Genomic DNA, 12,957 nt, shown 5'->3' on the forward strand with positions numbered 1-12,957 from the left:
CTGCAGGTGTGACTCCTCCCGCCCAGGTTCACTGTTCCACAACCCCTGTGGGGATGGGTGATTTCTGAAAATGTCCCCGATCGTAGGCGGCTGCGGGTAAGTGAAAGCGGTCTTCCGTCCGTTCAATCAAGGGCAAGGGAAAAATTGAAAAATACTGCTTTCGGGTTTTGGAGGGACGGCTGCTCAGGTCAATCTCGGTCCATCGTTCCGGCGACGCTGAGATGGAGGTTTGCTTTGCTCCAAACTGGGCAGGGTGATCCAGGACGATTCCTGGCTTGAGGCGCCGCAACTCGTAGTCAAAGACCCCAGGGCGCCAAATTTTCTCTAGGGTGGCTAGGTCGGTGACGCGATAGGGAACCGCATCGCCAGATCCAGCTTTTTCAAAGACGAGCCCCTCATCAATCATCCAAACCCCATGGTCTAAATAGACGCGATCGCCATGGCGGTGGGAAATGAGCAGAAAGTCTCCCGGTTGGGCTGACTTCACCGGATCAGAGATCTGCTGAAATTTGGCCAGCATTTGATGGGCGTCCACCATGAATAAAAATGGCTGATCTTGATCCGAAGATTGCCGCAGGCGCAACAGTTCGTAGAGCGTTCCCCAGCAGTTGGCCACCACTTCCTGTGGAGGGGGAACCGCGGGATCTAAGGGGCCGGACAAACGGGGCTTGGTCCAGCGCTGCTGACTCTCAAAACGATGGCGATTGAGCGCCTGCATCAACGGTGGCATAAAATCCATAAGCCAGTAGTGCTGGGTCGGATCATGTTCTGGTAAGGATGCTCTCCAGTCTCCGGAGTAGGCCGCAGCGATCCGTTGCCATTGGTCGAGGCTGATCTGACCCAAGGAAAATCCGATGGCGGTCTTCCACAGGGGGAGTCGGGCCTGCCGGTCCTGAAATTGCCAGCAGGTGTAGGGGACATCCTTGAGGCGGGCCAGCTTCAAATTACAAGGTTCAACCTCGGTAATTTCTAAACGGCGAAATGCGGCTTGGGCCGGTAGGATAGCGATGGCCATTAGTGCCCAGCTGGCCATCGCCCAAGATTGCCGCCGCATGAAACTCATCTGTTATCCTTCAGTGGGGGAAGCACCGGCATGGAGCGTTAAAACCGTCAGTTCTGGTCTGGCATTCAACCGCACGCGTGGCCGAACCATGCCCACTCCGCGTCCAGTGTATTGAATCATGGTTCCCACCTGATAGCGCCCAAAGGGATAGTCCTGACCGTAGGGGGGCAGCTTGGGTGCCCCCAGCAGAGGGATCTTGACCTGCCCACCGTGGGAATGCCCCGAAAGCTGAAGGTCAAACTTCTCTGTGGGGGCACTTTGGTGGGCAAAATCGGGTTCATGCACCAATAAAATTTGGCACCCCGCTGTGGGAAGTTGCTGCAGCAGATCCTCCAGGCGATCGCGCCCGGTCCACACATCCCCTATGCCTCCCACCACCAGGGATTGCCCCTGATGCTCAATGACCACCAGAGAATTTTCTAAGACCTTGACTCCCGCTGCTTGCAGGGTTTGGGCCACGAGGGGCCGATTGGACCAAACATCGTGATTGCCCAACACCGCGATCGCCTTATCGGTTGCCCGGAGTGCGGCAAGCTGCATTAGGGTGGGTCCATACACCTCTGCCTGATTGGTGACAAAATCTCCCGTGAGCACCACTAAATCTGGATTTTGGTGATTAACCTGCTGCACAAGTTTTTCCAGGCGCTTCGGTGTCATCCAGGCATCAGCGTGAATATCCGTCAGGTGCACCAGTCGATAGCCTTCAAAGGCGGCGGGCAGGTGGGGAAGCGTCACCTCTAAGGCCTTGATCTCAAGCCAGTTGGGTTCAAGGACCGCCGCATAGAACAAACAGGCAACGCTCATCAGTCCCAGGAGCAGGGCGCGGCGATAGCGGCGCGGGAGGACAAGGGGACACCAAGGTGGGGGCATGGAGAAGAATGGGCGATAAAAGGGCAGCAAGAACGGTCAGTGTCGCGATTTGGATCAAGGGGCCCGACTGGTCCTGGGTTAATAGCCCTGGGCCGCCAGATCCATCGTGGGTTTCACGGGCACCCGTTCAATCCAGGTTTTAAATTGCCCAGACTTTTCCAGCTGCAGGACACGATATCCTGGATGACGCTCATCCAGGGCAAAGGAGTGACTGCGAGGGGTAAACTGCACGCAGGTAGAGGGGGTGCTGAGATACTGCACCCCCTGGCGTTCATAGCAAAAGTCCTGGTGAATATGACCACACAGCACCAGCTTAACCTGGGGATGCGGGTCTAAGACTGCCCAGAGATCCTCCCGATTTTGCAGGCATAGCGGATCGAGCCAGTCCGAAGAAATTGAGTGAGGCGGATGGTGGAGCGCGACGACAGTGGGAGCGGGAGCGGTGGCGGTGAGTTCCTGCTCTAGGCGGTTTAATTCGTGATCACTGAGGATGCCTGGAACTTGGTTGGGAACAGAGGAATCCAGCAAGATGAACTGCCAGTTGCCCTGACGAAAGCTGCGAGATTTGTCAAAGGGGTCCTGATTTAAAACCTTGAGCATGGCCGCTGGATCGTCATGATTGCCTGGAATCCAGTAAATGGGACTCGAGAGGGGAGATAGCTTGTGATAGAGCAGATGATAGGCGCCTAAGGACTTATCCTGGGCCAAGTCTCCCGTGAGTAAAAAGAGATCTGGGGTGGGGTGCTGTTGCTGGATCTTTTCGAGAACAGTCTCTAAGGACTGGTATGTATTTAGGCCAAGAAGATCTTGCTCCGCGCTTTCAAAAAGATGAATATCCGATAGCTGCAGGACAGTAATCGAATCATGGGCATCGTTCATGGGCATCGGGGTATTTGACACTTGTCCCAGGGTGGGATGTCATTGATTTTACGGATTTCCATCGCCCTGAGCCGTGATAGATGTCACAGCTGTCCTCTCTCCTCTCTTGGGCTAGGAATCAGTCTGGAGCCGCGGCTTACGCGAAAGTGGGTGGGTGGGGTCAGCCCTGGGACCGGCTGCTCACCCTTGGGAAGCGACTCGATGGGCTTCAATGACCTGAGCACAGTCCTGAATTGGGGTGTGCTGTTTCATTTGCTCAACCAGGGCAAGATAGGCCTCCCACTGCTCTTGAATCAGACCTCGGGCCTTCAGAGTCGCCTGCTGTTCGTAGGGCTGAACTTTGAGACCTAAGGCCCTGAGCTGCGATCGCAGCCAGCCCAGATCGTCGGCCCCCCCTTGAACCGATTGAAAACAGAGCTGCTCTGCAACCCGCCCGGCTACGCAAACCGTGCAGTAGTCTCCGAGACGGTCTGCCTTGAGGCTGTTCAAATCGACCCCTTTCAACTGCACTCCCCCCATGCCCGAATATCCGGCCTTCAAGGCTTCGGTGGCGCTCAGGGTGTAGCCTGTAATGGGAATATCCAGCAGGTGGGCCACTAAAAAATGCCCCGCCTCATGATGGACCACGCGATCCCGATAGGCAGAGGATTGCTGGGCAAACCAGTCTAAAAAAAGGTTGGCCCCTTTGCCTTGAAAACTTAGGGTGTCCAGGGTGGTAATGGTTAATGCTGCTAAAACACAGAGAACCGGGACCTGGCTGGGTAAATGAACCAGGGGACCCACCAGAATCATGCAGGTAATTGCAAAGATAAACAGGGCAGCGGTATTGAGGGCGACCTTAGACATAGGGAGAAAATATAGCCTGTAGGCAGTATGCCACTCTCCTAGGGATTTGGCGATGGACGGGCGTTTTCTCGCCCCTTAAAAAAGGTTTCCAGGCTCTCTTGGTCGCCAACAAAACGCCAGTGCCAGGGTTCATAGCTCACTCCTTGGGGATTGTCCTTGGGAAAGGAGAGTTCGAAACTAAATCGAGCTGCGTTCTCCTGCAGCCACAGGAAGCCGGGGGTGGATTCAAAGGACACTTCCACGTGGGTCTCGGGTGCAGTGGCATCTCCAATATCAATGGCATAGCCCGTGTGATGTTCACTGTGGCCGGGCGGTGCACTCACTTCGGCGCGCTCTTGGGTGGGCTGGTTGCGCTTTTTTTTCACCTCGAAGAACAGGTACTCTTGATCTTCGCGCGATCGAAAGCCCGAAAGAGGCACCAGGCGAATACCATCCCCGCGAGCCGCAGCGGCCATGTCCTCGTAGGCTTGGGCAGCGGCTTGTCGCAGCTGGACCTCTGGGTTGTCTGCCAGGGGAACCAGGGTCGTGGGGGGCGCCTCATCGTAGGGAAAATGTCCCAGCACGGTTCCATCGGACCTTGCGGCTGGAAGCGATGGCTCACGGGGCGGATTGGCCGCTGGCTTACGCCCGGTCCAAAGGCTAAAGAGCAGTACTCCTCCTAAAATCAGCACCGTTGTTCCAAGGATCAGTCCTCCGAGGGAACGTTTCAGCGGAGGCTGAGATGGGGAGGGAGCAACCGCCTGGCGACGAGCCTCCGGAATATCGTCATGCATGGGCAAACTAGGGTCGAGACAACCGCAGGAACGGCAAGAAAGGGAAACGAGATCTTAGGCAATGTCCTGGACTAGGCGCAGACGCAGGGTATCTTGACCGCGCTGATGCAGGAGATTCCAAGATTCCATCAGATCTGGCCCCTTGAGATCGCCTGTCAAGGCGGCACGTAGAGCGCGCATCACCAATCCTTTCTTGATTCCTTGGGTCTTGACCACCTCTTGAATGAGAGTTTGGGCCAAGGCTGGGGAGAAATCGGATTGAGCTTCTACCCCCGCTAGGATCCTGTTCAGCGCCTGCAAAACCCCCTCCTGTTTCAATAGGGCAGTGGCTTCATCGGTCCAGTGGGGAGGGGTCACGAAGAAGAATTCACACATGGGGACGGCATCGGTTAAGCGCACTAGACTGGGTCCCACTAGGGCAGTTAAGGCCTCTAACCAGGAGCGATCGCCCTGGGCATCAAAGGCGTAACCCGCTTCTTGCCAGAAGGGGATCAGCAGATCTGTCAGGTCCGGCACCGGTAACCCGTGTAGATACTGGCTATTTAACCAGTCGAGCTTGGCCCAGTCAAATTTAGCCCCGGCGCGGTTAACGCGATCGAATCCAAAAATCTCGGCGGCCTCCGACAAGGAAAAGATCTCCTGGGTGGCATCCGGGGCAGACCATCCCAGTAGGGTCATGTAGTTTGCCAGGGCCGGCGCCACAAACCCCAAGCTGCGGAACTCAGAGATGGAGGTGACACCATCTCGTTTCGAGAGCTTTTGGCCGGCTTCGTTGAGGATGAGGGGGGTATGGGCAAAGGTGGGAAGCGACTGCCCGAGCGCTTCATAGAGCAAAATTTGCTTTGGCGTGTTGCCAATGTGATCCTCGCCCCGAATTACGTGGGAAATTTGCATGTCGATGTCATCGACCACCACCACCAGATTGTAGAGGGGTTGCCCAATGTCTGTGCTGGAGGCGGCACGGGCAATCACCATGTCTCCCCCCAGGTCCTTCCCCTGCCAGGTGACCGGGCCACGCACCATATCCTTCCAGGTGATTTCGCGTTCCTCCTCGATTTTGAACCGAATCACTGCTGATCGCCCCTCGGCTTCAAAGGCTGCCCGTGCTTCGGGGGTTAAATGTCGATGGCGATTGTCATAGCGAGGCGCCTTGCCCTGGGCCTTCTGGGAGGCTCGCATCTCCTCTAGCTCTTGGGGAGTGCAGTAGCAGTGATAGGCCAATCCGCGCTCAAGAAGAGACTGAATGGCTTGTTGGTACAGTGCCATGCGTTGGGATTGAAAAAAAGGGCCTTCATCCCAGTCCAGTCCTAACCATTTCAGCCCCTCTAGAATATTTTCCGTAAACTCCGGCCGCGATCGCGCTAGATCCGTATCTTCAATCCGAAGCACATAGCTTCCTTGGTGATGGCGGGCGAAAAGCCAGTTGAATACAGCAGTACGGGCCGTGCCGATATGAAGGTTCCCCGTGGGGCTGGGTGCCAGCCGAACTCGAACGGTCACTGAATGTCTATTCCTATTGCTAAATCCAAACCCAACAAGTATAGCGGTGAATTCGCTCGGTTTGATCTAGAACCCTAAGCGTTTAAATTCCAGAAGAACGGGACTGACGGGATTCGAACCCGCAACTTCCGCCGTGACAGGGCGGTGCTCTAACCAGTTGAACTACAGTCCCTTGCAAGTGCGACTTCTATTGTGCAGACCGATGCAGCTTTTGTCAAACATTTCTTCCGTCAAACATGTCTAAAACCTGATCGGCTCGCATGTGAGGGGAGGCTCCTGGAGATCTCGTGGCCGCTCCTAGAGATCTAAATGTTGACGCTGCCGTTCTCGTTTGGTCATTAACTGCTCCTCCAGGGCTGCAATGCGGCTGTAAGCGGCAGTTAGCTGAGCTGTCAGGCGCTGAATCTGAATTTCTGAACCCAGATGGGCGGACTTCTCCGACTGCCCCGGCATTCCCTCCGAATCATCGGAGATCACGTCCTTATGGTTGGAGAGGTCTTGATTAAACGCTTGATAATGGCCGTTAGACCCCCCACTGCTGTTGGAGGCCTGACGCTGGGACATGAGCATATCCCCAAGATGGGTGCTTAATCCCTGAACCGTTGTATATAGCTGATCCACTTTGTGGGATAGGGCTAACAATTGTTGATCGAGTGAACTTTGTTGATCGAGTGAACTCACGATGGTGTCTTAGGGAATGAGATACTTTGTTCCATAGTACGAATTTCTACCTAAAACGCAGGGGGTGAATTGCCCATAAACCTGAATTAAACCTTAAAATTCCGTTTCTTTTTAGAAGCTTTAAAAAAGTCTAAATATTTTGCCGAAGCGGCCTGCTCAATCATGCAGATTCTTTGGAAGGTTCTCCTTGGCCCCACACGAAGCCTGGGTCTGGGGGTGTCCTTGGGGGAAATCAACCAACGAGGTCAACAGACAACTATATATTGGGGTATTGGGGATACTGGAAAAAACAATGGTTCAAGATCGAGATATTGGCCGGAAAAATGCTGAACAACACCGGTTGGTGAACTAATGGCGGACCTAAAGGAATCACAAACGCCGTTCGCCAGGATCGACTGTTTTAATGAAGCTCTGTTTTTGTAATGAATCGACGCACTTTTTTGCGCGCCCTCGGGGGCGTCACCGTCAGTTCGCTGTTGGCGGGTTGCCAGTCTTCCCCAGGACCGCGATTGCAGATCTACGCGATGCGTCAGGTTTTGCCCCCCCAACTACTTCGACGCTTTCAGCAGGAAACGGAGCCCGTGAATGTGGATCTGGCTCTAGAAACAAGTCCGGCTCGACTTTTTGGTCTGCTTCAGCGCTGGCAACAGGATGGCCTAGCTCCGGACCATCCTCGCCTGGTCAGCTTGGGGGATTATTGGCTCACCCAGGCTATTCGGGAGGGGCTCATTGATCCGCTGGTCTCCCCGCAGACCGAGGCTGCGTGGCCCCTTGGGGATCCCTGGCAGCAGTTGGTCAGGCGCAATGATCGGGGTTTGCCGGATTCCCAGGGGCCGCTTTGGGCCGCACCCTACCGCTGGGGTGCGACGGTGCTCGTCTATCGGCGGGATAAATTGCAGGATCTCAACTTGACCCTGCGGGATTGGCGTGATTTGTGGCACCCCCAACTGCAAGGACGCATTAGCCTGCTGAATCAGCCCCGAGAGGTGATTGGTATGGTTCTGAAAACCCTGGGCTATTCCTATAACCACGTAGATCTTGGGGCAGTGCAAAACCTCGAAACTCAGCTGCGATTGCTGGATCAGCAGGTGCGTTTCTACAGTTCCAATCATTATCTCCAGCCCCTGTTGTTGGGGGATACCTGGGTGGCGATGGGCTGGTCCACCGATGGGCTGGCGGCCCTGGATCGGGACGCCAATTTAGCGGTGGTTTTTCCCGAGTCAGGAACCGCCGTTTGGGCCGATTGTTGGGTTCAGGCCCGTCAGTCTCCTGCTACGGATTGGGTCACAGACTGGGTAAACTTTTGGTGGCAACCGGAGATTGGTAAGGCACTCTCCTCCTTCACCTTTGCCCTATCGGTCATTCCCCAGGAGATCCGCGATCCGGCTGGCCCCACCCAGGAGTTGCTGGCTGCCCAGGCCAGGGGTTTGGCCCAGAGCGATCCCCTATATCCGCTGCCGCCAGCTACCCTGGCCCAGTATGGACAGCTTTGGCAGCAGATGCGCAGCGCGGCCTAAAAGGCTGTTCTGGGATAGGCGGGATTTAGCCATAGATCGCAGGTTAGCTGTTCGGGTTGGTCGAAGAATAACACCGGTTGCTGCTGGTAGTCTTGGGTGCCCCCAACGAGTCTCGGCGTGGCCTGGCTAAAGTCGCACAGATAAGCGCCCAGGGGATAGCCCTTGTTGTCCAGCACCAGGGTTTGGTAGCCGTAGGTGCGGGCAACGGCTCCAAAATGGGTCGCAAAGGCATATCGCTTCAGGTAAGTCATCTCCCGCCAGGTGCTCGGACGGAGATACAGGTGCACTTGCTGATCTGCCAGGTTTGCACTGGGATAGGCAACCCACTTGATCAGCGCCTGATCGCCAAATTGTTGGTCAACCCACCAGAGGCTGGGCGGCGTCAATCCCCTCTGGGATGGTTGACTGGATGAGACGGCGGGGGGTTGGCGGGGTCCCTGGAGAAGACGCTGTACTAGGTCCGGAACGCGAATAATAGCCCGTGGAATTTGCGGCACCTGCGCAGAACTGGGGATTGCCAACAGCCCTTGGCCCAATAATAGGCTCAGGAGCAGCCATCGTCCCCAGGGCTGATGAGTTTGTGGCGATCGCAGAGGGAGGGGCGGCTGCTTGCCATGCCTCACAGGCCAGGAGTGTTGATGGGGGTCCCAGGGGGTGCCGCCAGGGCTGGGGCGATTGCGATATCCCATAGTTTTAGGGTTTGTGATATACCAATATCGAGCCTTGGGTCAGGAGTATATCGGATGAATGCAGCGGACCAAGCGACAAGTTTAGAGACTGCCAACAAAATTGCTGCCCTTGTGAACTTGATGAAGCGTGAATTTCCTGGCGTGAAGGTCAATCTGCGGCCCTGGATTAATGATCCAGAGACCCTGGAATGGATGGATCCAGAGTCCATTGACATGGGCTTTAACCTGCCACCGGGACACACCCTGCTCCAGCTGCGCTTGCAGGGGCAGCGGCTGATCGGAGTGGACGCCTCCTGCTTTGGTCCGTTTGGAGACGAGCGCTGGAAGTTTTCCACCATTGGAAGCTGGAGGTTTCTGGGTAGCTCTCCCCCAGCCCCCGAGTTTCAAGATAAACTCAAGCGCATCTGCCGAGAGGTATTTGCAATTTTCAATCCAGCCGGGCTAAACGGCGATCGCCCTTAGCCCAGGTTGCTATTCTAGCTCAGCCTTTCCAGGAAAATTTCCGGTCCTGGGGCACAAATCCAGGACAATGGGTGATCCCGCAACGGCCGATATCTGCTGTAGGTTTAGTGGTTGTCGGTTGTCTTTCAAGCCCAGTTAGTTTTCCTCCGAGGACACGTCGAATCGCGCAATACATCTATGGCTCAACCTCTCCTGAAAGCCTCAAGTTCCACCCAATGGAGCCAGTTCAAAGGTCAGATCACCCCCTATTTATTCCTACTGCCAGCCTTGACGGTCCTGGGACTTGCGGTGTTTTGGCCAGCAATCCAGGCCTTTATTCTCAGCTTTTCTGAGTTTGGCTACGATATAACCGCGGCGCCGGAATGGGTGGGTCTGAAAAACTTCCGGCGTTTGTGGGGCGATCCGGTGTTTTGGAAAACCCTCGCCAATACAGTTCTCTATCTGATCTTTGCCGTTCCGATTCTGGTGGTGGCCCCTTTGGGCCTGGCCATCCTGGTCAATCAAAAGCTGCGAGGCATTCAGTGGTTTCGTACCGCCTACTATACCCCCGTGGTCATTTCAATGGTGGTGGCGGGCATTGCCTGGAAGTGGCTCTATACCCAGAATGGTCTACTGAATCAACTGGGACGCTGGGGCTACGGTCATATCCCTGGCATGGCCCCGATCTTGAACTGGTTGGCCGAGAATAGCGCCGCCTTTCAAGCCTTTTTGGGCTGGCTCAATCTTTCTGAAGAGGGGATTCCCTGGTTGACGAATCCTAATCTGGCGCTGTTTTGCGTGATGGCGGTGACCATTTGGAAAGGCTTGGGGTACTACATGGTGATTTACCTGGCGGGATTGCAGGCTATCCCCGTGGATCTTTACGAGGCCGCCGCCATTGACGGATCCCAGGGCTGGCAGCGTCACTGGGACATCACTGTGCCGCTCATGACGCCCTACCTGATGCTGGTGGCTGTCATTTCAGCCATTTCCGCCACCAAGGTATTTGAGGAAATTTATATTATGACGCGGGGGGAGCCGCTCAATTCCTCAAAAACGATTGTTTACTACCTCTACGAACAGGCCTTCGGTCCGAATTTAGACATCAGCTATGCCTGTGCCATGGGTTTGGTGCTTTACTTGATTATCTTCAGCCTCTCGGTCCTCAATCTCTGGTTGCGTCGGCGCATATAACCCACACAAATATGGGTAGGATTGAGCTAGCTGGGACAGGACTAAGTCTCGCGTTTTTGCGAATTCGTTGTTTATTTTTATGCAGAAAGGGTGAGTTTTGTGGGCTTATTTAGTCGATTTTCTAAAGATATTGCTATTGATTTAGGGACCTCTAATACCTTGGCCTACATGGCTCACAAAGGAATTGTGCTCAATCAGCCTTCGGTGGTGGTCATGGACAAGCTGACCCAGCAGGCGCTAGCGGTGGGGGAAGAGGCTAAACAAATGCTGGGTCGAACGCCAGGTAACGTGGCCTCAATCTGTCCTCGTAAAGATGGTGTGATTGCAGATGTGGAGAGTGCCGAGCTAATCCTCAAGCGCTTTATGCAGCAGGTTCATGGTGGACAAAACCTGATGGCGCCTCGCTTGGTGGTGGGAACTCCCGTCAACACCGCTGGGGTGGAGAAGCGCTCGATTCGGGAGGCAGCCAAGCAGTCCGGAGCCAGGGAGGTGTTAACCATTGATGAACCGCTAGCAGCAGGCATTGGGGCGAACCTCCCCATTGATGCGCCCACGGGCAGTATGGTTGTAGATATTGGCGGCGGGACCACAGAGGCAGCGGTACTGAGTCTCTATGGGATTGTATTTGCCGATTCAGCCCGCGTGGCTGGCAACGAACTTTCGGAAGCAATCCTGTTTTACCTGAAAAACGTGCATAAACTGGAGGTGGGCGAGCGCACGGCGGAGGAGATCAAGATTAAAATAGGCTCTGCCTATCCCAGCAAGGCGAATGATGAGGTCAGCATGGAGGTTCGGGGACTTCATACCCTCTCGGGATTACCCCGCACGGTCATGTTGCGCGGTGCCGAGGTGCGCGAGAGCATGATGGAGCCGTTGTCGGTCATTTTGGAAGTGGTCAAGCGGACCCTGGAGCGGATGCCCCCGGAGCTGTCTTCGGATATTTATGAGCGAGGGCTGATGCTCACGGGCGGTGGTGCGCTGCTCAAGGGGATCGATCAGCTCATTAGTAAAGATACAGGGCTGGTGGTTCATGTTGCTGATGATCCCATGAATGCCACCGCACTGGGTATGGGCCGAGGGCTAGAACAGTTTGCTGAATACAGCCGAATTTTTCAGCAAAATTCCGATGCTTACTAACTTTGCCCATCCTTGCTAGTCCATGCATACTTTTAATCGATGGTGGGTCCGCCACCGGCTTACGGTTATCGTTGGCGGCCTCACCTTGGCTGCCCTCGCTGCGCTCAGATCCTTCGACGTGTTGCCCATTCGAGAGCTGTACCGTTGGATCCGGCTTCCCTTTCAGCCCACGCTGGCTGAGCAACAGCAGCAGCAGCGCGCCAGTACTCTGGAGACCCAGCAGCGCCTGCAAGAATTAGAGCAGCGGAATCAAGACATGGCGGCGTTGCTCAAGCTTCCCAAAATTCAAAGGGGTGAGGCGATCGCAGCGACGGTGATCGGGCGCAGTGCCGATCAATGGTGGCAGCATCTTCAGGTCAACCAGGGCTCCCTGCGGGACCTAGGGATTGACGCCGTTGTCGAAGCCGAAGGGGGCTTGGTGGGACGGGTGGTCAAGGTTACCCCCTCCACCAGTCAGGTGCTCTTAATTAGCGATCCGAGCAGTCGATTGGCGGTACTGCTCACGCGCAGTCGCAGCGTCGGCATTTTGCGTGGGGCGCGACAGTTCGGTGGCACCCTGGAGTTCTTTGACCCAGATCCAGATGTCAAAGTGGGGGATGCGGTGGTCACCTCGCCGCTCAGCTGCTTGTTTCCGCCAGGGATTCCTGTGGGGACGGTGAAGTCCATTGACCGATCTAAAAAGGCTGCACTGGAAGCAACAGTAGACTTTAACGTTCCCCTTGCACAGTTGGAATGGGTGAGACTGTATCAGTATGAGAAAACGCAGACAGGTTCGCAGGCTGCAACGTCAGCCTGCCCTTAGGATTTACAACCCACTGGTGATTGTGGGCACGGTTTGCGTCGTTGCATGGCTTTCCATGACTCGCCTGCCGGGCATGTCTCTCAACGGCACAGGGCCAGAGTGGTTTGTCATCTGGCTGGTCATCTGGTCCATTGATCGAACTGTGCTCCAGGGGGGGATAGCGGGGATAGCCCTGGGCTGGCTTCAAGATGGATTAACCGCCCACTGGCCCAGTCATGCTCTGGGGCTTGCCTTGGTCGGTGGAGTCTGCGCCCAACTCTACAGTCGGCGCTTTTGGAAGACCGACTTAATAGCCACGCCCGTCATTGTGGTGGCGATGGTGGGTTTGACCCAAGCGATCTTGCTGCTCCAGTTTTCCCTCTTTCTGAGGCAATCGCCCCTGGTGATTTGGGATCAACAGGCCTCCGTTTTTTGGATTTCTCCCCTGTTGAGCGCGATCTGGACCCCTGCCCTCTTTTGGCCCCTGCGACAATGGTGGAATTACTTAAAGAAACTTCAGGACTGAGGCTGAACCGTCAAGATTTATAGCAATGGTTAAGAAAAAGAGTATACAGTGGAGGGTACT

Annotated in this window: 14 protein-coding genes and 1 tRNA gene; 6 read left to right on the forward strand and 9 right to left on the reverse strand. The window is 55.3% G+C overall.

The genetic code is table 11. From position 1 onward, the window contains the following. Positions 1-28: 28 nt before the first annotated feature. The 8 genes from QQ91_RS08405 to QQ91_RS08440 form a co-directional block, all read right to left on the reverse strand. Positions 29-1,063: a hypothetical protein gene (locus tag QQ91_RS08405; protein ID WP_166281501.1), complete on the reverse strand. Its 1,035-nt coding sequence runs from the start codon at positions 1,061-1,063 to the stop codon at positions 29-31. Between the two features lie 3 nt (positions 1,064-1,066). Beyond that, positions 1,067-1,933, reverse strand: coding sequence for a metallophosphoesterase (locus QQ91_RS08410; RefSeq protein ID WP_166281503.1), 867 nt, complete (start codon positions 1,931-1,933; stop codon positions 1,067-1,069). Between the two features lie 78 nt (positions 1,934-2,011). Further along, entirely contained in the window at positions 2,012-2,833 is an 822-nt protein-coding gene (gene cpdA / locus QQ91_RS08415; protein WP_250833299.1) for a 3',5'-cyclic-AMP phosphodiesterase, read from the reverse strand. A 159-nt stretch (positions 2,834-2,992) separates the two neighbouring features. After that, complete coding sequence (locus tag QQ91_RS08420) at positions 2,993-3,658, reverse strand: ATP-dependent Zn protease (RefSeq protein ID WP_166281507.1); 666 nt, start codon at positions 3,656-3,658, stop codon at positions 2,993-2,995. A gap of 38 nt (positions 3,659-3,696) precedes the next feature. Then, positions 3,697-4,431, reverse strand: coding sequence for a M15 family metallopeptidase (locus QQ91_RS08425; protein WP_166281509.1), 735 nt, complete (start codon positions 4,429-4,431; stop codon positions 3,697-3,699). A gap of 54 nt (positions 4,432-4,485) precedes the next feature. Next, positions 4,486-5,931 (reverse strand): glutamate--tRNA ligase, encoded by a 1,446-nt coding sequence (gene gltX / locus QQ91_RS08430; RefSeq protein ID WP_166281511.1) that lies wholly within the window; start codon positions 5,929-5,931, stop codon positions 4,486-4,488. A 98-nt stretch (positions 5,932-6,029) separates the two neighbouring features. Continuing rightward, positions 6,030-6,103, reverse strand: a tRNA-Asp gene (locus QQ91_RS08435). Positions 6,104-6,228: 125 nt separating this feature from the next. After that, a complete protein-coding gene (locus QQ91_RS08440) occupies positions 6,229-6,612 on the reverse strand; it encodes a hypothetical protein (RefSeq protein WP_166281513.1) in 384 nt (127 codons plus the stop codon). A gap of 422 nt (positions 6,613-7,034) precedes the next feature. On the opposite strand from QQ91_RS08440, the gene QQ91_RS08445 reads away from it, so the two are divergent. Continuing rightward, positions 7,035-8,129 (forward strand): extracellular solute-binding protein, encoded by a 1,095-nt coding sequence (locus QQ91_RS08445; RefSeq protein ID WP_166281515.1) that lies wholly within the window; start codon positions 7,035-7,037, stop codon positions 8,127-8,129. On the opposite strand, the gene QQ91_RS08450 is transcribed toward QQ91_RS08445, so the two are convergent. Then, complete coding sequence (locus tag QQ91_RS08450; RefSeq protein WP_166281517.1) at positions 8,126-8,818, reverse strand: hypothetical protein; 693 nt, start codon at positions 8,816-8,818, stop codon at positions 8,126-8,128. The genes QQ91_RS08445 and QQ91_RS08450 overlap by 4 nt on opposite strands. Before the next feature lie 54 nt (positions 8,819-8,872). On the opposite strand from QQ91_RS08450, the gene QQ91_RS08455 reads away from it, so the two are divergent. The 5 genes from QQ91_RS08455 to mreD all read left to right on the forward strand — a co-directional run bounded on the left by QQ91_RS08455 (position 8,873) and on the right by mreD (position 12,897). Next, the gene (locus QQ91_RS08455; RefSeq protein WP_166281519.1) at positions 8,873-9,280 is read left to right on the forward strand and encodes a Tery_1686 family protein; all 408 of its coding nucleotides are present in this window, start codon (positions 8,873-8,875) and stop codon (positions 9,278-9,280) included. Positions 9,281-9,457: 177 nt separating this feature from the next. Next, positions 9,458-10,453, forward strand: a complete 996-nt coding sequence (locus QQ91_RS08460) for a carbohydrate ABC transporter permease (RefSeq protein WP_166281521.1) — start codon at positions 9,458-9,460, stop codon at positions 10,451-10,453. A 99-nt stretch (positions 10,454-10,552) separates the two neighbouring features. Then, on the forward strand, positions 10,553-11,590 hold the full coding sequence (locus tag QQ91_RS08465; protein ID WP_166281523.1) for a rod shape-determining protein: 1,038 nt from the start codon (positions 10,553-10,555) through the stop codon (positions 11,588-11,590). Between the two features lie 22 nt (positions 11,591-11,612). Beyond that, positions 11,613-12,392: a rod shape-determining protein MreC gene (gene mreC, locus QQ91_RS08470; protein WP_166281525.1), complete on the forward strand. Its 780-nt coding sequence runs from the start codon at positions 11,613-11,615 to the stop codon at positions 12,390-12,392. Beyond that, positions 12,343-12,897 (forward strand): rod shape-determining protein MreD, encoded by a 555-nt coding sequence (gene mreD / locus QQ91_RS08475; RefSeq protein WP_166281527.1) that lies wholly within the window; start codon positions 12,343-12,345, stop codon positions 12,895-12,897. The genes mreC and mreD overlap by 50 nt, the downstream gene beginning before the upstream one ends. The last annotated feature ends 60 nt before the right edge of the window (positions 12,898-12,957 follow it).

It is taken from the genome of Lyngbya confervoides BDU141951 (genome assembly GCF_000817775.3).
Taxonomy (GTDB): domain Bacteria; phylum Cyanobacteriota; class Cyanobacteriia; order Thermosynechococcales; family Thermosynechococcaceae; genus Lyngbya; species Lyngbya confervoides.

Bases quoted from the DNA above. Each gene is read 5' to 3' on its own strand.
- QQ91_RS08450 (WP_166281517.1), bottom strand. From the start codon at position 8,818: ATGGGATATCGCAATCGCCCCAGCCCTGGCGGCACCCCCTGGGACCCC.
- QQ91_RS08425 (WP_166281509.1), bottom strand. From the start codon at position 4,431: ATGCATGACGATATTCCGGAGGCTCGTCGCCAGGCGGTTGCTCCCTCC.
- QQ91_RS08445 (WP_166281515.1), top strand. From the start codon at position 7,035: ATGAATCGACGCACTTTTTTGCGCGCCCTCGGGGGCGTCACCGTCAGT.
- QQ91_RS08420 (WP_166281507.1), bottom strand. From the start codon at position 3,658: ATGTCTAAGGTCGCCCTCAATACCGCTGCCCTGTTTATCTTTGCAATT.
- mreD (WP_166281527.1), top strand. From the start codon at position 12,343: ATGAGAAAACGCAGACAGGTTCGCAGGCTGCAACGTCAGCCTGCCCTT.
- QQ91_RS08410 (WP_166281503.1), bottom strand. From the start codon at position 1,933: ATGCCCCCACCTTGGTGTCCCCTTGTCCTCCCGCGCCGCTATCGCCGC.
- QQ91_RS08405 (WP_166281501.1), bottom strand. From the start codon at position 1,063: ATGAGTTTCATGCGGCGGCAATCTTGGGCGATGGCCAGCTGGGCACTA.
- mreC (WP_166281525.1), top strand. From the start codon at position 11,613: ATGCATACTTTTAATCGATGGTGGGTCCGCCACCGGCTTACGGTTATC.
- QQ91_RS08455 (WP_166281519.1), top strand. From the start codon at position 8,873: ATGAATGCAGCGGACCAAGCGACAAGTTTAGAGACTGCCAACAAAATT.
- QQ91_RS08460 (WP_166281521.1), top strand. From the start codon at position 9,458: ATGGCTCAACCTCTCCTGAAAGCCTCAAGTTCCACCCAATGGAGCCAG.